Source organism: Novosphingobium sp. CCH12-A3 (assembly GCF_001556015.1).
Classification (GTDB): domain Bacteria; phylum Pseudomonadota; class Alphaproteobacteria; order Sphingomonadales; family Sphingomonadaceae; genus Novosphingobium; species Novosphingobium subterraneum.
On the sequence record NZ_LSIA01000029.1, the window covers coordinates 30,430 to 49,882 of the forward strand.

At 65.0% G+C, this 19,453-nt stretch carries 19 protein-coding genes; 16 read left to right on the top strand and 3 right to left on the bottom strand.

Features of this window, described 5'->3' with window-relative positions; genetic code table 11:
* Window positions 1–46 precede the first annotated feature (46 nt).
* The 9 genes from AX703_RS02335 (at window position 47) to AX703_RS02375 (ending at window position 6,891) form a co-directional block, all read left to right on the top strand.
* Window positions 47–478 (top strand): SUF system Fe-S cluster assembly regulator, encoded by a 432-nt coding sequence (locus AX703_RS02335; protein ID WP_039333076.1) that lies wholly within the window; start codon window positions 47–49, stop codon window positions 476–478.
* A complete protein-coding gene (gene sufB, locus AX703_RS02340; protein WP_039333074.1) occupies window positions 475–1,956 on the top strand; it encodes a Fe-S cluster assembly protein SufB in 1,482 nt (493 codons plus the stop codon). The genes AX703_RS02335 and sufB overlap by 4 nt, the downstream gene beginning before the upstream one ends.
* Window positions 1,957–2,117: 161 nt before the next feature.
* Entirely contained in the window at window positions 2,118–2,729 is a 612-nt protein-coding gene (locus tag AX703_RS02345; protein WP_197423583.1) for an endonuclease NucS domain-containing protein, read from the top strand.
* 63 nt (window positions 2,730–2,792) lie between these two features.
* Window positions 2,793–3,314: an endonuclease domain-containing protein gene (locus tag AX703_RS02350; RefSeq protein WP_062342495.1), complete on the top strand. Its 522-nt coding sequence runs from the start codon at window positions 2,793–2,795 to the stop codon at window positions 3,312–3,314.
* An 11-nt stretch (window positions 3,315–3,325) separates the two neighbouring features.
* Window positions 3,326–4,069, top strand: coding sequence for a Fe-S cluster assembly ATPase SufC (gene sufC / locus AX703_RS02355; RefSeq protein WP_062342371.1), 744 nt, complete (start codon window positions 3,326–3,328; stop codon window positions 4,067–4,069).
* Entirely contained in the window at window positions 4,066–4,794 is a 729-nt protein-coding gene (locus tag AX703_RS02360) for a SufD family Fe-S cluster assembly protein (RefSeq protein ID WP_062342373.1), read from the top strand. The genes sufC and AX703_RS02360 overlap by 4 nt, the downstream gene beginning before the upstream one ends.
* Window positions 4,791–6,002, top strand: coding sequence for a cysteine desulfurase (locus tag AX703_RS02365; RefSeq protein ID WP_062342375.1), 1,212 nt, complete (start codon window positions 4,791–4,793; stop codon window positions 6,000–6,002). The genes AX703_RS02360 and AX703_RS02365 overlap by 4 nt, the downstream gene beginning before the upstream one ends.
* A complete protein-coding gene (locus AX703_RS02370) occupies window positions 5,999–6,499 on the top strand; it encodes an SUF system Fe-S cluster assembly protein (protein WP_062342377.1) in 501 nt (166 codons plus the stop codon). Before AX703_RS02365 ends, AX703_RS02370 begins: the two co-directional genes overlap by 4 nt.
* A 23-nt stretch (window positions 6,500–6,522) precedes the next feature.
* On the top strand, window positions 6,523–6,891 hold the full coding sequence (locus AX703_RS02375) for an iron-sulfur cluster assembly accessory protein (RefSeq protein WP_039333062.1): 369 nt from the start codon (window positions 6,523–6,525) through the stop codon (window positions 6,889–6,891).
* Here AX703_RS02375 and AX703_RS02380 read toward each other — a convergent pair.
* The 3 genes from AX703_RS02380 to thrS are packed head-to-tail and all read right to left on the bottom strand — an operon-like array spanning window position 6,888 to window position 10,622.
* Window positions 6,888–7,829, bottom strand: coding sequence for a hypothetical protein (locus AX703_RS02380; protein ID WP_062342379.1), 942 nt, complete (start codon window positions 7,827–7,829; stop codon window positions 6,888–6,890). The two genes, AX703_RS02375 and AX703_RS02380, sit on opposite strands and share 4 nt — an antisense overlap.
* Before the next feature lie 52 nt (window positions 7,830–7,881).
* On the bottom strand, window positions 7,882–8,631 hold the full coding sequence (locus AX703_RS02385; RefSeq protein ID WP_062342382.1) for a sulfite exporter TauE/SafE family protein: 750 nt from the start codon (window positions 8,629–8,631) through the stop codon (window positions 7,882–7,884).
* A complete protein-coding gene (gene thrS / locus AX703_RS02390; protein WP_062342384.1) occupies window positions 8,628–10,622 on the bottom strand; it encodes a threonine--tRNA ligase in 1,995 nt (664 codons plus the stop codon). The genes AX703_RS02385 and thrS overlap by 4 nt, the downstream gene beginning before the upstream one ends.
* Window positions 10,623–10,970: 348 nt before the next feature.
* Here thrS and AX703_RS27155 point away from each other — a divergent pair, with 348 nt between their 5' ends.
* From AX703_RS27155 to AX703_RS02420, 7 genes are all read left to right on the top strand, one after another.
* The gene (locus AX703_RS27155) at window positions 10,971–11,141 is read left to right on the top strand and encodes a hypothetical protein (RefSeq protein ID WP_156135734.1); all 171 of its coding nucleotides are present in this window, start codon (window positions 10,971–10,973) and stop codon (window positions 11,139–11,141) included.
* Window positions 11,142–11,144: 3 nt separating this feature from the next.
* Window positions 11,145–11,561, top strand: a complete 417-nt coding sequence (locus AX703_RS02395; RefSeq protein WP_062342386.1) for a hypothetical protein — start codon at window positions 11,145–11,147, stop codon at window positions 11,559–11,561.
* Window positions 11,558–11,752, top strand: a complete 195-nt coding sequence (locus AX703_RS02400) for a helix-turn-helix transcriptional regulator (RefSeq protein WP_039333055.1) — start codon at window positions 11,558–11,560, stop codon at window positions 11,750–11,752. Before AX703_RS02395 ends, AX703_RS02400 begins: the two co-directional genes overlap by 4 nt.
* An 83-nt stretch (window positions 11,753–11,835) precedes the next feature.
* On the top strand, window positions 11,836–12,582 hold the full coding sequence (locus tag AX703_RS02405) for an alpha/beta fold hydrolase (protein WP_039333053.1): 747 nt from the start codon (window positions 11,836–11,838) through the stop codon (window positions 12,580–12,582).
* 22 nt (window positions 12,583–12,604) lie between these two features.
* Complete coding sequence (locus AX703_RS02410; protein WP_156451873.1) at window positions 12,605–13,531, top strand: tetratricopeptide repeat protein; 927 nt, start codon at window positions 12,605–12,607, stop codon at window positions 13,529–13,531.
* Entirely contained in the window at window positions 13,528–14,520 is a 993-nt protein-coding gene (locus AX703_RS02415; protein WP_062342390.1) for an LLM class flavin-dependent oxidoreductase, read from the top strand. The genes AX703_RS02410 and AX703_RS02415 overlap by 4 nt, the downstream gene beginning before the upstream one ends.
* A 196-nt stretch (window positions 14,521–14,716) precedes the next feature.
* Window positions 14,717–19,414, top strand: a complete 4,698-nt coding sequence (locus AX703_RS02420) for an NAD-glutamate dehydrogenase domain-containing protein (protein WP_062342392.1) — start codon at window positions 14,717–14,719, stop codon at window positions 19,412–19,414.
* Window positions 19,415–19,453 lie beyond the last annotated feature (39 nt).

Sequence of the window (19,453 nt, forward strand, 5' to 3'; positions counted from 1 at the left end):
AGTGATTCGGTCCGATTTGCGCGGGCCGCAACCGGGACCCTTGCAGATGCGCCTTTCGAGCATGGCCGATTACGCCGTTGTCACGATGACCGCCGCTGCGCGCCATTGCGGGCAGAGCCGCGTCTGTGCGCAACAACTCGCCGATGAAACCGGCCTGCCGGCGCCGACCGTGCAGAAGCTGGTCAGCAAGCTTTCGGCCGCAGGGCTGCTGAAGTCTGTCCGTGGAGCGCGCGGCGGGCTGAAGCTGGCACGCCCGGCAGCAGCTATCACTTTGGCCGATATCGTCGAAGCCGTGGAAGGCCCCATTGCGCTCACGCCCTGCAGCGAGCATGGGCGCCATGATTGCACGCTGGAATCCGCGTGCACCGTCCGTCCGCACTGGCCTGCCGTCGATGCCGCATTGCGCGGCGCGCTGGCGGGCATACCGCTCACCCAATTGTCCCGTCCTGCCGCAGCGGTGACGGAGGTTATGGCATGACCGAGAACGTCGAAATCAAGGATCAGGCCGCGCGCGAGGCCGCCGCAAAGGTCGCCGAGTACGAGCACGGCTGGTCGTCCGATATCGAGCAGGAGTACGGGCCCAAGGGCCTGTCCGAGGACACCGTCCGCTACATCTCGGCCAAGAAGGACGAGCCGGAGTGGATGCTCGAATGGCGCCTCAAGGCCTATCGCCACTGGCTGACCATGCCCACGCCCGATTGGGCGAAGCTGAATATCCCGCCGATCGACTATCAGGACGCCTATTACTGGGCCGCGCCCAAGGCCAAGCCCAAGCTCGGCAGCCTTGACGAGGTCGATCCCGAGATCCTGCGCGTCTATGAAAAGCTCGGCATTCCGCTGGAAGAACAGAAGGTGCTCGCCGGTGTCGAAGGCGCGCGCAAGATCGCGGTCGATGCGGTGTTCGACAGCGTCAGCGTCGCCACCACCTTCCGCAAGGAGCTGGAAGCGGCAGGCGTGATCTTCCGCTCGATCTCCGAGGCGATCCGCGAATATCCGGACCTCGTGAAGAAGTGGCTCGGCAAGGTCGTGCCGATGCACGACAACTACTTTGCCACGCTCAATTGCGCGGTCTTCTCCGACGGCACCTTCGTCTACATCCCCGAAGGTGTGCGCTGCCCGATGGAGCTCTCGACCTATTTCCGCATCAACGCGGAAAACACGGGTCAGTTCGAACGCACCCTGATCGTCGCCGACAAGGGCAGTTACGTCTCCTACCTCGAAGGCTGCACCGCCCCGCAGCGCGATGAAAACCAGCTTCACGCCGCCGTCGTGGAACTCGTCGCGCTCGATGACGCCGAGATCAAATACTCGACCGTCCAGAACTGGTATCCCGGTGACGCGGAAGGCAAGGGCGGCATCTACAACTTCGTCACCAAGCGCGCGCTGTGCCAGGGTGCCCGCTCCAAGGTCTCGTGGACGCAGGTCGAAACCGGCTCGGCGATAACTTGGAAGTATCCGTCCTGCGTCCTGAACGGCGAGGATTCGGTGGGCGAGTTCTACTCGGTTGCCGTCACCAACAACTACCAGCAGGCCGATACCGGCACCAAGATGATCCACAACGGCAAGGGGTCGCGCTCGACGATCGTGTCGAAGGGTATCTCTGCGGGCAAGTCGAACAACACCTATCGCGGCCTCGTCCGCGTGGCCCCGCAGGCCGAAGGTGTGCGCAACTTCACGCAGTGCGACAGCCTGCTGCTCGGCGCAGAATGCGGCGCGCACACCGTGCCCTATATCGAAGTGCGCAACCCCAGCGCCACGATCGAACACGAAGCCACCACCAGCAAGATCAGCGACGACCAGCTGTTCTACGCCATGCAGCGCGGCCTCGATCAGGAAAGCGCCGTCGCCCTGATCGTCAACGGCTTCGCCCGTGAAGTGCTGCAGCAATTGCCGATGGAATTCGCAGTCGAAGCGCAGAAGCTGCTGGGAATTTCGCTCGAGGGGAGTGTAGGGTGATGGGACAGCCTTTGGGGCGAACCACCAAAGAGGTCATGGCAGAGTGGGCACATGCAAACCTAAAGCCCGGGCAACTTTACACCAAAAACCAGATAGTGGATTGGTTCTTGGCGTTTTGCTCTGACTTTAAGAGGAGCACAGTCGCGACCCACGTCTACTCAATGTCCGTGAATGTTCCAAACCGAAGCTTGAATTATAGAAACGTCAAGCCCGGTTCCGGGCACGATTTGTTTTTTAAGGTAGACAATAAGTTTCGGCTTTGGGACCCTGCGACAGACCCCGCACCGGTCTATGTCGGCGACAGCCAAGTGTCTGCTGAGACCTACGACTTAGCCGCCGATGATCATGCCCAAGATGAACCAAACGAGTCGGGCGGTGGAGATACCTTTGCCCTTGAAAAAGACCTTCAGAACTATCTGGTCAAGAACCTTTCGAAGCTTGAGGGTGGGTTAAAACTGTACGTTTCTGATGGCGTGTCGGGAATAGAGTACAACGCGGGTGGACGCTTTATCGACATTCTTGCTGTCGACGCGGAAGGCCGGTTTGTTGTGATCGAGCTAAAAGTTTCGCGGGGGTATGACCGCGTGATTGGCCAGTTGCAGCGATATATGGCTTGGGTTGCCACGCATTTGGCCGATGGAGGCCAAGTGCGCGGGATGATCGTTGCTAGCGAAATTACCGAGGATCTTGTTCTGGCGACAAGCCTCATATCTGATCGAGTTAAGCTGTTTGAGTACAGCCTTTCCTTCCGCATTGCCCAGAAGGAACGGTAAAATGCATTCGGCTTTAGCCCTTAGCATATCTTCAGACCTCCCATTTCCATGCCGAGTTCGCTGATGAAGAAAACTCTTACCCTCCGCCCCGTCGGCGAACGTGCTGAAGCGCCCAAGATCCAGAAGAAGGGTCGCGGCTGGGCCATTTCCGGTTCGCGCCTCGATGCGATTCACGACATGGCGCGCGAAATGCGTCGCGAGCCGGATGAGGCACACCTCGCCCTGGCCGACGAACTCGCCAGGCAAGACCTCGGCAAGTACAAGTTCAAGCGCTACGCCGTGATCGGTTCGGCCATCGTCGATTTCGCGAGCCAGTCGCTGAAGCTGGTCGTCGCGCTTGACCGTGGCGATGCGCCGGAGCTTGAGCGCCGCCGCGATGCCAGTCTTGCCGAAGTCGGCATCAAGGTCATCCGCTATGATGCTGCCGAAGTACTCGGCGATCCTGAAGGCGCCTGCGCTGCAGTCCTGCGCGAGATGAAGGCCCGGTACGACGAGTTGCGCGCTGCCTCGCGTCCTTCGCGTCCGTCCTATTCGCGCTCCGGCGCCCGCCCGCAGCGCAGCCCCCATACCCGGGCTCGCGACTGAGAGAGATGACCATGCTCGAAATCCAGAACCTCCAGGCCACCGTTGCCGACAAGCCGATCCTCAAGGGTCTGTCGCTCACCATCAACGCGGGTGAGATCCACGCGATCATGGGGCCGAACGGCGCGGGCAAGTCCACGCTCGGCTACACGCTCGGCGGGCGGCCCGGCTACGAAGTGACCGGCGGCACCGCCACATTGGATGGCACCGACCTGTTCGAACTCGAACCGCATGAACGCGCGGCGGCGGGCCTGTTTCTCGGCTTCCAGTACCCGGTCGAGATCCCCGGCGTGTCCTTCGTCCAGTTCCTGCGCGAATCCGCCAATGCCCAGCGCAAGGCTCGCGGCGAGGCACCGCTTTCGGGGGGCGAATTCCTCAAGCTGGCCAAGGAGAAGGCGGGCCTGCTGCGCATGGACATGGACATGCTCAAGCGCCCGGTGAACGTCGGCTTTTCGGGTGGTGAGAAGAAGCGCGCCGAAATGGTCCAGATGGGCATTCTCGATCCCAAGATCGCCATCCTCGATGAAACCGATTCCGGCCTCGACATCGACGCCCTGCGCATCTGCGGCGAAGGCATCAACGCGATCATGCGCAAGCCCGACAAGGCCGTGCTGCTGATCACCCACTACCAGCGCCTGCTCGATTACGTGAAGCCCGATTTCGTCCACGTCCTGGCCGGTGGCCGCATCGTCAAGAGCGGCGGGCCTGAACTGGCGCTCGAACTCGAAGAGCACGGCTACGAGGCCGTCGCGGCATGACCGCGCTGCCCACCCGCAGGCAAGAGGCCTTCCGCTACGCCGATCTTGCGGCGCTGGAAGCGCTCTGGCCGCTGCCGGTGCAAGATATCCGCGTCGCTGCGGGTGAGACTGGCGCAAGCGCCGTCGTGCTCGATGGCGCGAACGATGCGGCGCAGGACATCGCGATCACGCTGGAAGATGGCGCGGAATATGACCTGCGCCTGCTCAACGCCGGGTCCGCCTATGGCCGCATTGCGGTCAAGGTCACGCTTGGCAAGGGCGCGAAGTTCCATCTCGGCGCGGCACAGATCGCCGGCGGCGAACAGACCGCCGAGATCGTCACCGAGGTCGTCCATGCCGAGCCTGACGCGGTCTCCAGCCAGGTCGTTCGCTCGGTCCTCGGCGGCAAGGCCACGGGCACGTATCTCGGCCGCGTCGTTGTGGCGCGCGGGGCGATCGGCACCGACGGCGAACAGTCGATCCGGGCGATGCTGCTGGATCGCACTGCCACTGCCAATGCCCGCCCAGAGCTGGAAATCTACGCCGACGACGTCAAGTGCGCCCACGGCTGCGCGGTCGGCGAGCTCGATCCGCAGGGGCTGTTCTACCTCGCCCAGCGCGGCCTTCCACCAGCCGAGGCGAAGAAGCTCATGCTTCATGCCTTCATCGCCGAAGCCTTCGTCGGTGCCGCCGATGAAGAGTCGCTTACCGAAGCCGCGCTCAAGGCACTGGATGCCGTGCTGTGACCGTCGATGCCCTGACCCGCACCGCTGAATGGCCCGGCCTCGTCAATCCTGACGGCAGCCGCTGGCATTATCTCGATACCGCCGCCACCGCGCAGAAGCCGCAAGTGGTGATCGATGCGATGGTGCGTGCCATGGGCCGCGACTACGCCACCGTTCATCGCGGCGTCTATGCCCGCTCGGCCGACATGACGCTGGCCTTCGAAGCTGCGCGCCGCAAGGTTGCTGCACTCGTCGGCGGCGCCGAGAACGAGCTGGTCTTCACCCGCGGCGCGACCGAGGCGATCAACCTCGTCGCACAGACCTGGGGTGCAGCCAACCTCAAGGCGGGTGACCGCATCCTCATCTCCACGCTGGAGCACCACGCCAACATCGTGCCCTGGCAGATGCTGCGCAAGCGTACCGGAGTGGAGATCGACGTCTGCCCGCTGACCGAGGAAGGGCTGATCGATCTCGATGCCGCCGAACGCATGATCACGCCTGCGCACAAGCTGGTCGCTTTCGCGCACGTGTCCAACGTGCTCGGCTCCACGCTTGATGCAAAGCGCGCGGTCGCGATGGCCCGCAGCGTCGGCGCGAAGATCCTGCTCGATGGCTGCCAGTCGGTCGCGCGCCTCACCGTCGACGTGAAGGCGCTGGACGCGGACTTCTACGTCTTCTCGGCTCACAAGCTTTATGGCCCCACCGGCATCGGCGCGCTCTGGGCCAAGGGCGAGATTCTCGATGCCATGCCGCCGTGGCAGGGCGGCGGCGCAATGATCGACAGGGTCACTTTCGAGAAGACCACCTATGCCCCCGCACCCCAGCGGTTCGAGGCCGGCACGCCCGCCATTGTCGAGGCCATCGGCTTTGGCGCAGCAGTCGATTTCGTTCAGGCGCAAGGCCTCGCCACCATCCACGCCCACGAATGCGCGCTGGTGGCCAAGGCACGCGAGGCGCTCGGGCGCATGAACTCGGTCAAGCTGTTCGGCCCTGCGGAAAGCGCCGGCATCCTCAGCTTCGCGCTCGAAGGCGTGCACCCGCACGATCTCGGCACGATTCTGGACGAGGAAGGCGTCGCCATCCGCGCCGGGCATCACTGTGCCCAGCCGCTGATGGCGCATCTTGGCGTGCCCGCGACGGCGCGCGCGAGCTTCGGCATCTACAGCGATGAAAGCGATATCGCCGCGCTCGTGCGCGGCATCGAAAGGACCAAGAGGATTTTCGGATGAGCGAAAACGATCCCCAGACCCCCGCTGACGTAAAGTTCGCGGTCGAGGAAGTGGAAGCCGTCTCGGCACCGAAGCGCGCGTTCGTGGAGGACGCAGTGGAAGAAACGCCCGCCCAAAAGCTCGAGCGCAAGCGCGACTACCTCGAAGGCTTCCTCGCCGCCAAGCCTGAGGCCGTCTCGCCCGCCGAACCGGGCGGAGATATCTACGAAGGCGTGATTGCCGCGCTGAAGGAAATCTTCGACCCCGAAATTCCGGTCAATATCTATGACCTCGGCCTGATCTACGGCGTCGATGTCTCGGACGATTCCGATGTCACCGTCACCATGACGCTGACCACGCCGCATTGCCCGGTGGCCGAATCGATGCCGGGCGAGGTCGAGCTTCGTGTCTCGGCCGTGCCCGGCGTGCGCGATGCCGAGGTCAATCTTGTCTGGGACCCGGCATGGGACCCCGCCAAGATGAGCGACGAAGCCAAGCTTGAACTGGGAATGCTGTAACGCCTCCCCATATAGGTGTCACCATGACGACCGAAACGCAGACCAAGCCCCGCCGTCCCCGCCCCGCTGCGGTGATCCTCACGCCCTCGGCCGAGGCGCGCGTGGCGCATCTCATGGCCACGGCTCCCGAAGGCGCGATCGGCGTGAAGTTGTCGACGCCCCGTCGCGGCTGCTCAGGGTTGGCCTACTCGGTCGACTACGTGACCGAGGCCAACCCGCTTGATGAAAAGATCGAAACGCCGGGCGGTCTGTTCTTCATCGACAGCGCCTCGGTGCTCTACCTGATCGGCAGCACGATGGACTGGCAGGAAGACGATTTCACCGCCGGATTCGTGTTTCAGAACCCCAACGCCAAAGGCAGTTGCGGCTGCGGTGAAAGCTTTACCGTCTAGCCTTCGGCAAGGAACGCCAGCAGCGCCTTTTCCAGCGGATCGACCTGCTCGTCAGCGTCGATGCGCGCCTGCAGCCACAGGTTCTCGGCATCGGTCACGGCATGTTCTCGCGCAGCTTCGCCCGCAACATCGCGGCCGGGTTGCCTGCGCCCGAAGCCGACTTCGCGAACGGCCCGCACGAAGCTGCCAGTATCGACCCTTGCCATGCGACCAAAGAACCGGCCCAGATGGGTCGAGCGGTCGTCCATGAACGCTTCCAGCTCGCCCGCCCGCTCGCGCGTCATGCCCTTGGTGCCGTTCCAGCCCTGCAGGTAATTGCCCACGCCCTGCACGAACAGTCGCTCCCACGCAGAAGCGTTGTCCGCGCCCAACGTGGCATCCTTCAGGCGGAACAGCATTTCCGCCTCGCGCTGGCTTACCCCGGCAGGGCGATCCCCGCCGGAGGCAAAGATCGTGCGACGGATCAGGCTGCATTCGGCTTCGGTGATGCTGCCTGGAGCAAGCGTGCCGGCACAGCGCGTCGGGCCTTCCCCTGTCAGAACTTCGCGTTCGATCTGATCCAGCACGAACAAGCGCAAGTCATCGGGTGCGGACAGTGCCTTCTCCAGCACCCTGACCAGCAGTTCCAGCTCGGTCAGGCTTTCCACTTTGCCATCGTGCGAGACGCGCTCGATCAGCCAGCGCGCGTTCTCGTCCGAGACATAGCCTTTGGGCTCGGTTCCGTTGACCACGAATTCGACCAGAGCCTCGACGAAGAAGTCGGACCATTCGCGCGTGGGCTCGGCGATCTGGTCGTTAAGCAGGAAGATCGCTTCGGCTTCTTCGGGATCGATCCTGCCATCGGGCCATGCCGCGCGCCGCAATTCGAGGATTTCCTCTACGGAGATTGCGCTGTCCTTGGCGGCCTGCTCGGCCAAAGCGCGGAAGTGCAGGGTCATGCGTCTTCGGTCCCTCAAGCGTTCAATCGCAGGAGGGCATAAGGGAAAGCGCTTAACTTGGGGTTATCAGCCTGGCCACGGCCATCAGGCCGGACAAGGCAAGCAGGAAGCCGACGAAGCCGCGCCATGCCGCATCGCTGACCTTGCCGAAGGCAAGAGACCCCAAGTGGTTGCCGACCAGCACCGGCACGAACAGCAGCAAGGCGAAGAGCACATCGCGCCATGAGGCCAGCTTCAGCGCCAGCGCCGCAGCAGTGCTGGCGATCGACGTCAGCAGGAACACCGTCAGCATCGAGGCGCGGGCCACTTCGCGCGGGATGGGACGACGCAGGTAATAGGGGACGACCGGAGGCCCGGGCATGCCGGCAAATCCGGTGAGCAGGCCCGCTGCCGCTCCGGTAAGGCCCGTCTCTACCTTGCCCGGCGCATGACCGGGCCGGGCAGGAAGAAGCACCATCACGAACGCACCGATCGCCACCACGGCAATGAGCACGCGCGCCACTTCCGGCGGCGTTGCGAACAGGGCGAGCAGGCCGGCTGGCGTCAGCAACATGGCAAGACCGCCAATCGCCCCGGCGCTTTTCTCCCCGGCGGCCCACACCTTGCGCGCGCCGACCAGCCCGATCAGCAGCCCAAGCATGTTGGAAACGACCACCGCTTCGCCCGGCGGGATGACCAGTCCGATCAGCGGCACCAGCAGGATCGCCATGCCAAACCCCGCCAGCCCGCGCACGAAGGCAGCGACGAACGCCGCCAGTGCGCAAAGCCCGAGCGAAAGGATCGGCAGGTCGAGCGTGATCAGCTCCGCAGATCCGGCGGCGTCGCTTCGCTCTTGAGCAGCGCAATCGCCTCATCCAGCGATACCACCTTCTGGTGCTGTTCGCCCAAGGTGCGGATCGCCACGGTGCCTTCCTCGGCCTCGCGCTTGCCCACGACCAGCAGGAAGGGGACCTTCTGCAGCGAGTGTTCACGGACCTTGTAGTTGATCTTCTCGTTGCGCAGGTCCGTGTCGGCCCGGATGCCCGCCGCCTTCAGCTTGGCCAACGCATCCTTGGCATAGTCGTCAGCATCCGAAACGATCGTCGCGACAACGGCCTGCACTGGTGCCAGCCACGCGGGAAGGCGTCCGGCAAAGTGTTCGATCAGAATGCCGATGAAGCGCTCGTACGATCCGAAGATCGCGCGGTGCAACATCACCGGTCGGTGCTTCTCGCCATCCTCGCCGATGTAGGTTGCATCAAGCCGCTCGGGCAGGACGCGGTCGGACTGGATCGTGCCGACCTGCCAGGTGCGGCCGATCGCGTCGGTCAGGTGCCATTCCAGCTTGGGCGCATAGAACGCGCCTTCGCCCGGCAGTTCCTCCCAGCCATACTCTTCGGTGGCAAGCCCTGCGCGGACCACGGCGGCGCGCAGCTCTGCCTCGGCCTTGTCCCACATTTCCTCGGTGCCAAAGCGCTTTTCCGGGCGCAGCGCGAGCTTGATCGAGTAGGTGAAGCCGAAGTGCTTGTAGATGCGGTCGGCCAGTTCGCAGAACGCCTGCACTTCGGACACGATCTGGTCCTCGCGGCAGAAGATGTGCGCATCGTCCTGCGTGAACTGGCGCACGCGCATCAGCCCGTGCAGCGCGCCGTGCGGTTCGTTGCGGTGGCAGCAGCCGTTTTCATACAGGCGCAAGGGCAGTTCGCGGTATGACTTGATGCCCTGCCGGAAGATCAGCACATGCGCCGGGCAGTTCATCGGCTTCAGTGCCATCCAGTCGGCATCGTCCGAAACGATCGGGCCTTCGTCCTCGACGTTCGGCACTTCGTCGGGGATGACGAACATGTTCTCGCGGTACTTGCCCCAGTGGCCGGACTGCTCCCACTGGCGCGCATCCATGACCTGCGGCGTCTTGACCTCGCGATAGCCGGCGCCGTCGATGGCGCGGCGCATGTAGGCTTCCAGCTCGCGCCAGATCAGGTAGCCCTTGGGGTGCCAGAACACGCTGCCATGGGCTTCCTGCTGGAGATGGAACAGGTCCATCTCGTTGCCGAGCTTGCGATGGTCGCGCTTCGCCGCTTCTTCCAGCCGCATGAGGTGCGCATCGAGCTGCTTCTTGTTGAGCCAGCCGGTGCCATAGACGCGGGAAAGCATCGCGTTCTTCTGGTCGCCGCGCCAGTAGGCACCCGAAACGCGCGTCAGCTTGAACGCCGCCGGATCGAGCTTGCCGGTCGAGGGCAGGTGCGGGCCCCGGCACATGTCGAGCCAGTCGTCGCCCGACCAGTAGACCGTCAGTTCCTCGCCCTCGGGCAGTTCGGCGGCCCACTCGGCCTTGAAGCTCTCGCCCTGCTGCTTCCAGCGGCTGATCAGCTGTTCGCGGCTCCACACCTCGCGGCGCAGCGGCTTGTTGGCGGCGATGATCTTGCGCATCTCCGCCTCGATGGCAGGCAGGTCTTCATCCGTGAACGGGCGGCCCTTCGGGGCGAAGTCGTAATAGAAGCCGTCGTCGGTGCTCGGCCCGAAGGTGATCTGCGTACCCGGAAACAGCGCCTGCACCGCTTCGGCGAGCACGTGGGCATAGTCATGCCGCGCAAGGTCGAGCGCGTCCGCCTCGTCCTTGGCCGTCACCAGCGCCAGCTGCGCGTCAGCCGTGAAGGGACGCGAAAGGTCCACCAGCTCGCCATCGACCTTCGCCGCCAGCGCCGCCTTGGCGAGGCCGGGGCCAATCGCGGCGGCTATGTCGGCCGGAGTGCTGCCCGGCGCAACCTCGCGCACGGAACCGTCGGGCAGGGTGATCTTCAGCAACTCGGACATGCGGGTCTCTCTGCAATCTGTTGGCAGCGCTTTGGCACAGGTGCGCCGCCACCGGAAGGGCGCGCATCAGGCAAATCGGTCGGTTCGGGAGGCGATGCGCAAAGCCACCCGAACCGGGCGGCGGCATCGCAGCGGGCGCTAGGCCAGCAGCGACCGCCCCCGGCCCGCGGGGGTAGTGGTTGTAGTGCTGGTCGTCAGGCGTGCCATGTCGCCGGGCTTCTAGCGCGGAAAAAGTACCGAGTCATCAGGTCTATCAGGTCAAGTACCATTGCCACGATGACAATGATGCTTGACATCTCCGCGCAACAGGTCAAGTAACCTTGTCATATGATCAAGGAGGCTTGACCCATGATTCGCTTCGCTCTTCCCGCCGTGACCGCCCTCGTGATGGTCGTGATTGCCCTGCTCGATATCTTCGAAGTTCTGCCGAAGGGCTCCACCACCACTGCCGTGCTGTTCGTGCCGCTCAGCGCTGCGCTTTCGGGCACGCGCTGCCTGCGCCGCCAGCAGGAGGCTTGAACCATGGTCGCCCGGATGACGCCCGAACACCGCCGCTACACGCGCGCCGTTATGTTGCTGATGGGCGGCTACGTCGCCACGCTGGTCGGCGTGAACCTGTTCTTTAAGAACAGCGCCCCCACCGGCCTCAGCGCCTATGCTGCTGCGCTGCTTCCCGCGCTTCCAGTGATCGGCGTATTCGTGGCGATCGGGCGCCTGCTGACCTCGCTGCGCGATGAATACCAGCGCTACCTGATGACCCGGCAGATCCTCATCGCCACCGGCTTCACGTTGAGCGTGGCGACGGCATGGGGCTTCGTCGAAAGCTTCGGCCTGCTCCCTCACGTCCCGGCCTTCTACGCCACGGTCGTGTGGTTCGCCGGCCTGGGCCTCGGCGGCTGCATCAACGCGCTGCTGGAGCGGCACGGAGGTGGCGAATGAAGAACCGCCTCAAGGTCCTGCGCGCCGAGCGGAACTGGAGCCAGGCCGACCTTGCCGAAAAGCTCGAGGTCAGCCGCCAGTCGGTGAACGCGATCGAGACAGGCAAGTACGACCCCTCGCTCCCGCTCGCCTTCCGCATTGCCGATGTCTTCGCCCTTCCGATCGAAGATATCTTCCAGCGCGAAGATTGAACGGTATCCCCCGCCGCACGTCACCCTGATTTTTCCGCTGAACCGAGCTTGCCGCGCCGCCGCTTGCGGGCCATGTCCGGGACATGACTGAAATAGCGCGCTTTACCCTGCCTTCCGGCCAGCAGATGGCTTACCGCCACCTCGCCGGCACTTCTCCGACCATCGTGTTCCTCCCCGGCTACATGTCCGACATGGCCGGCGGCAAGGCGCAGGCCGTCCTCGAATGGGCGCGACAGCGGGGCCATGGCTGCCTGCTGCTCGACTATACCGGCTGCGGGATGAGCGACGGCGATTTCGCCGATGGTCGCCTTTCGAAATGGCGTGACGAGATCGTCGCCCTGATCGACCACCTCGGCATCGACAGCGTGCAACTCGTGGGCTCCAGCATGGGCGGATGGCTGATGCTCCTTCTCGCCGAAGCCTTGGGCGACAGGACCAGGGCGCTTGTCGGCATTGCGCCTGCGCCCGACTTCACCGAATGGGGCCTGTCGCAGTCACAGCGGATCGAGCTCGCCGCCGGGCGTACGATCTATGAAGACAACCCCTATGGCCCCGAGCCTACCCCGACTCACGCGGGGTTCTTTTCAGATGCCGAGCGTCACAAGCGCCTGGCCAGCGGCATTGCCTTTGAAGGACCGGTCCGCCTGATCCATGGCCAGGCAGATGCTGACGTGCCGTGGGAAATCTCTATCAACCTTGCCCGCGCCCTGCGTTCAGCCGATGTGCAGGTGCACCTGATCAAGGACGGCGATCACCGGCTGTCGCGCCCCGCCGATATCGCGCTGCTCCTGCGCGAACTCGCTGGGCTCGCTGCCGGACAAGCCGCCTGACGTGCCGAAGGAAAAGCCTGCCATGATCGATCTTCCCGCACCGCTATTCGCCGTGGAGCACCGGATCGAGCAACAGGCCTCCCTGATGCAGATTGGTCCCGCCACCATGCCGATGCGTCCGTCCGATTTACCGATCCCGCGCCGCCGCGATCCCGAAAAGCAGCGGCAGACTGAAAAGGAAGCGGGTCTAGAGCGGCCCGACCTGCCCGAACAGGACCGCCTCGCCTACTGCCTGCAAAAAGCGGCGACCGATCCCGATGCGGCGATGGTCGAGGTGCAGACATGGCTGGGCGAAAGCCGCGACTCTGGCCAGCAGGTCCGCGCCAACCAGTGCCTTGGCATGCTGCGCTCCAATGCCGGCGACTTTGATGGCGCGCTCGAAGCTTTCGCACAGGCCGTGTCTGGCGTGCCCAAGGAGCAGGAAGTCGCCGCCGTGCCGCTGATGGCGATGGCCGGCAACGCGGCTCTGGCCGGCGGCAAGGCCGAACAGGCGCTCGGCTGGTTCGACCGCGCTCTGGCAATCAAGGGTTTCGCCGACAACGCCGCGCTCGGCGCGATGCAGAGCGATCGTTCGCGCGCGCTCGTGGCGCTGGGCCGCCTCGCCGAGGCTGGCGGCGCACTCGATGAAGCGCATCGCCTCGCGCCGGAGGACCCTGAGGGCTGGCTGCTGTCTGCCACTCTTGCCCGCCGCAACGGCGAACTCGACCGGGCGCAGCGCGATATCGAAGTGGCAGCGAAATATGGCCCGCGCGATCCGCAGGTCGGCCTGGAAGCTGGCGTCATTGCCGTGCTGTCCGGCCGGGACGACGCCGCGCGCAAGTCGTGGGAATCGGTTGTTTCGGCGGACAAGGACGGCGAACCGGGCAAGACTGCCCGATCCTACCTTGAACAGCTGGGCCCTGCACCTAAATCGGTTTCACCCGAAACCGCAGGAAAGCCGGCGTCATGAAACTCTCCGTCCTCGATCTGGTCAGTGTGGTCGAGGGCGGGACAGCGCGGGCCGCGCTCGACAACTCCGCCGCCGCCGCGCGCGTGGCGGAGGAATGCGGCTACCAGCGCTATTGGGTTGCCGAACATCACGGCATGGAAGGTCTGGCTGGTGCCGCCACGGCTGTCGCCCTCGCGCACATCGGGCAGGCAACTTCAACGATCCGCATCGGTTCGGGCGGGATCATGCTGCCGAACCACAATCCGCTGGTGATCGCCGAACAGTTCGGCACGCTCGATGCCCTGTTTCCGGGCCGGATCGATCTCGGCCTTGGCCGCGCCCCTGGCGCTGACCAGCGCATCATGCGCGCCCTGCACAAGGACACCAACCGCGCCGCCGAGGACTTTCCGCAGGACGTGGTCGAACTCCAGCTTCAGTTCGCAGGCGATCCGCGCGTGCCGCTGCAGGCCTATCCGGCCAAGGGTGCAAGGCCGCAGCTGTGGATTCTCGGATCCAGCCTGTTCGGCGCGCAACTCGCCGCGATGCTCGGCCTGCCATATGCCTTCGCCTCGCACTTTGCCCCCGATCACCTCGACGCGGCGCTGAAGATCTATCGCGAACGCTTCCAGCCGTCGGCCGCGCTCAATGCACCCTACTGCGCTGCCGCCATCAATGTCGTTGCCGCCGAAAGTGACGAAGAAGGCCAGCTTCTCGCCTCCTCGATGGATCAGGCCTTCGTGGCGCTGCGCACCGGCACGCCGGGCAAGCTCAAGCCGCCCGTGACCGGTTACCGCGACACGCTGCCACCTTCCGCACTGGCCATGCTCGAACACGTCCGTCAGGTCAGCGCGTGCGGCTCGGTGGCAACGGTGCGCGCCGGGCTGGCGGCATTTGCCGAACGCACCGGGGCCGACGAGATCATCGTCGCAGCCTCGATCTACGACCAGCAGGCGCGCTTGCGATCCTTGCGCCTTACCGCCGAAGCCGCCCGCGAACTTGCCGTCGCTTGACGTAACCAGCGCGCAATCCTGCGGCACGAAAAGGTGCGCAAAGGGTTCACAACAGCGGGTTAAGCCGCCCATGTCGATGAACCGGACTTGAGGTCTCGCCACGGCTGGATTACCCTTTGGAATAATGATACGCTCGCGTATTCAATAATTACACGAGAGGGAAATATCCTCTCGCAAGGAGAGTCGGGAACACGCCATGGCGTCAACGTCCGCAAGCCGTCCGCAAGCCCCTGCCGCTTCCTCTTCGCAGCCCCCCTCCGATCAGCTTTCGTTGGCCTTGGCCGAGCGGTTTGCCGGCGCGCTGCTGCCCGACGAAGCGATGGATTTCGATGCTGCGCGCCTCGCCGAAGCGGCCCGTTTTGCCGCCGGCGCTGCTGCACAGCGCCAAGGCAGTGATCCTGCCATCGCCATCGAAAGCGTCAGCGGCTCGGATAGCGACGGTCGGCATCTGCGCCTCGCCGTGATCAACGACGACATGCCGTTTCTGGTCGATTCGATCACCTCGGCCATTACGGCGCAGGGCCTGGCGATCGACCGTCTCGTCCATCCGGTCGTTGCGGTGCGCCGCGACGGCGAAGGCAACCTCACCGAATTTCCGGCGGGCGACGCTTCGGGCGAACGCCGCGAATCCATCGTCTATCTCGAAACCGAACGCGCCGATGCCCGACAACGCCGCGGCCTTGTCGCCGCGCTCGAGGAAACGCTGCGAGACGTGCGCGCTGCGGTTACCGACTGGCCGTTGATGCAAGCGGCCATGCGTGATGATGCGGCTGGTCTTGCCGATCCCGAAGGCGCCGCACTTCTGCGCTGGCTCGCCGATGGGATGCTCACCCAGCTCGGCAGCGTCACGCGCAATCGCGATGGCAGCGAAGAGAAGGCGCTCGGCATCTGCCGCGCCAGCGACCGCAGCCTGCTTGCCGCAAGTTCCTTTGACCGCGCCTTTCGCTGGTTCGAAAGCGGAAAGGGCCGCGCGCCCCTGATCGTCAAGGCGAACCGTATCGCCAACGTTCACCGCCGCGTGCCGCTTGATCTGTTCATGGTCCCGCGCATTGAAGGTGGCAAGGTCGTGGCCCTGTCTGTCCATGCCGGGGTCTGGACCAGCGCCGCGCTTGCCGCAGCGCCAGATCGCGTCCCCCGCCTGCGCACGCAGCTTGCCGAGCTGATGGACAAGTTCGGCTTTGCCGCTAACGGCCACGCCGGCAAGGCGCTGGTCCATGCGCTCACTGCGCTGCCGCACGATCTTCTCGTCAGCTTCGACGATGCCGATCTCGAGCGAGTCTCGACCGCGATGATGAGCCTGGTCGATCGCCCGCGTCCGCGCCTTGCTCTGGTCGAAGCTCCGCTCGCACGGCACCTTTTCGCTTTCGTCTGGCTCCCGCGCGACGTGCTGTCGACCGAGGTTCGTCTCGCCATCCGCGACATGCTCGAAGCGGCCGCCGGTGCGCAGGTGATCGACTGGTCGCTGCAGGTAGAGGGCAGCACCTTGGCGATGCTGCGCTTCGTGCTCGATGTGCGCGATCAGGATGGGCAGGTCGATGAGGCGGCCCTCGATCTGCAATTGCAAGGCATGGTGCGTGGCTGGGCGGGCGCTGTCGAAGCCGAGCTGGCTGCCAGCGAAGAACCTTCGCGCGCTGCCGCGATCGCTGCGCGCTATGCCGATGCCTTCCCCTTGTCCTACCGCAACGCTTCGGGCGCTGCCGAGGCAGCACGCGATATCCGCGTCCTGCGCACGCTGGCGGGCAGCAAGGCCCCGCGCCGTGCCGTTCGCCTGCATCGCAACCCGGGCGAGGCCGTGCTGCGCCTCAAGCTCTATCAGCGCGAAGGCGCGATCGTCCTCTCCGATGCCGTGCCGGTGCTCGAAAACTTCGGTTTTCGCGTGCTCGAGGAAGTGCCCACCCCGCTCGACGGCGGCCGCCTTGGCTATATCCACGATTTCCTCGTCGCTCACCCGGCCGACAGCTCGATCGAAGACCTGCTATCGCGCGCAGCCTCGATCGAAAGCTCGCTCGCGGCCGTGATCAACGGCGCGGCAGAGGATGACGCATTCAACCGCCTGATCGTCGCCACCGGCCTCACCGCGGTCGAGGCGAACTGGCTCCGCGCCTTCTACCGTTACTTGCGCCAGGCCGGCATGACCTTCGGCATCCCCACCGTGGTCGAAGCGCTCAAGAACGCCCCCGCCGTCACCCGTGGCCTCGTCGCCGCCTTCGTCGCCCGCCACGACCCTGCTTTCACCGGCCAGCGCGATCAGGCCTTTGCCCAAGCCGAGGAGCGCATCAAGACCGGCCTCGCCGGCGTCGCGGCCATCAACGACGACCGCCTCCTGCGAAGCTTCCGCGCGCTGGTCGGCGCCATCCTGCGCACCAATGCCTTCGCGCCTGCTGCGGCAGAGGCAATGGCCTTCAAGATCGATTCCGCACTTGTTCCCGGCCTGCCCAAGCCGCTGCCGTGGCGGGAGATCTTCGTCTATTCACCGCGCGTCGAAGGCATCCACCTGCGCGCCGGCCCGGTCGCCCGCGGGGGCCTGCGCTGGTCCGACCGCCGGGACGACTTCCGCACCGAGATCCTCGGCCTGATGAAGGCGCAGCGGGTGAAGAATGCCGTCATCGTGCCCACCGGTGCCAAGGGCGGCTTCTATCCCAAGCAGCTCCCCGATCCTGCGAAGGACCGCGAAGGCTGGCTCGCCGAAGGCAAGGCCTCCTATCAGGTGTTCATCCGCACCCTGCTGTCGATCACCGACAACATCATCGAGGGCAAGGTCGTCCATCCCGCCCACGTCGTGATCCGGGATGGCGAGGACCCCTACTTCGTTGTCGCCGCCGACAAGGGCACTGCCTCCTTCTCCGACGTTGCCAACGCCATCGCCGAATCGAAGGACTTCTGGCTCGACGATGCCTTCGCCAGCGGCGGCTCGAAGGGCTACGATCACAAGGCCATGGGCATCACCGCGCGCGGTGCGTGGCTCTCGGTCCGCCGCCATTTCCTCGAACTGGGCGTCGATGTGCAGAGCGAGCCGATCCGCGTCGCTGGCTGCGGCGACATGTCGGGCGACGTGTTCGGCAACGGCATGCTGCTGTCAAAGGCGCTCAAGGTCGTGGCCGCGTTCGACCACCGCCACATCTTCCTCGATCCCGATCCCGATCCGGCGCGTAGCTGGGAAGAGCGCAACCGCATGTTCGCGCTGCCCCGCTCCAGCTGGGACGACTACGACAAGAGCCTGATCTCGGCAGGCGGCGGTGTCTTCCCGCGCTCGATGAAATCAATCCCGCTTTCAGCCGAAGTCCAGGCCCTGCTCGGCGTCGAACTGCCCGAGATCGATCCGGATTCGCTGATCTCCCTGATCCTGCAGAGCCCCGTGGACCTCCTGTGGTTCGGCGGCATCGGCACTTACGTGAAGGCGAGCACGCAGAACAACGTCGACGTCGGCGATCCTTCCAACGACTCCGTCCGCGTATCTGCCAACGAAGTCCGTGCCAAGGTCATCGGCGAGGGCGCCAATCTCGGCACCACCCAGGCCGCGCGCATCGAATTCTCGCTGCACGGCGGGCGCATCAACACCGACTTTATCGACAATTCCGCCGGCGTCGATTGCTCCGACAACGAGGTCAACATCAAGATCGCGCTCGCCGCGGCCAAGCGCTCGGGCAAGTTGACCGAGGACGCCCGCGTCGAGCTGCTGGCGGCGATGACCGACGAGGTTGCGCACCTCGTGCTCGAGGACAACCGCCTGCAGGCGCTGGCCCTCTCCATCGCCGAACGCGGTGGCGCTACGGCCATGCCGGCATGGTCGCGCCTGATCGACGTGCTTGAGGAAGGCGGTGATCTCGATCGCAAGACCGAGGGCCTCGCCGGCGCCGAAGACCTCGCCCGCCGTGCCGCGTCCGGGCAGGGCCTTACTCGCCCCGAACTCGCCGTCCTGCTCTCCAGCAGCAAGCTCGTCCTCCAGCGCGAACTGGAAGAGAGCAAGGTGGTCGATGACCCGGTGCTGGAAGAGGAACTCGTCGCAGCCTTCCCGCCGCAGATGCAGGAACCCTTCGAAAGCGAGATCGTCCACCACCGCCTGCGTCGCGAAATCATCGCCACCAAGCTCGCCAACCGCATCATCAACCGCATGGGGCCGGTCATCCCGTTCGAACTTTGCGAAGAGGAAGGCGTCTCGCTCGCGCAGGTCGCTGCGGCCTTCGTCGCGGCAGAGCGCCTGCTCGACTTGCGCAAGACCTGGGGCCTGCTCGATTCGGCGCAGATGCCCGAAACCCTCCGGCTCGACCTGTTCGACCGCGTGGCGCAAGGCCTGCGCGGCCATGTTGCCGATGTCCTGCGTGCGGGCCGCGGCACGCAATCGCCCGACGACCTGATCGAGGACCTGTTCGGCGGCGTCGCGCTGCTTTCGCATACCACCGCAGAACTGCTGCGCGGTGCCGCGCAGGCGCAAGCTCGCCGCATGGCGGACGACCTTGCCACCAGCGGCGTGCCCGCCGAAATCGCCGCGCGCCTTGTCCACCTCTACGACATGGACGGCGCCATCGGCCTCGCCCAGCTTGCAGGCGAACTCAATGTCGATGCCGCAGCCCTGACCGGTGCCTTCGCCGATCTCGGCGCGGCGCTCGGCATCGACTGGGCACAGCAGGCGGCGCGGCGGATGAACCCGTCAGACCCATGGGAGCGTCTGCTTGTCGCCGGCCTCGCCCGCGATTTCCAGCAGATGCGCCTCGATTTCCTCGCGCGCTCGAAGGGCGGTTCACCCGATGCCTTCGTCAGCGACTGGCTTACGGCCAATGCCGCGGCGGTGCGGCAGTTCCGCAGCCTCGTCGCCCGCGCTCAGGCCGCTCCGGTGGTGTCACCGGCCATGCTGGCGCAAGTGGCCAGCCAGGCAAGGACATTGCTCGGCCGGTAAGCTGTCCAAGCAGGACATTGCCGCAGCGGCATCATGGTA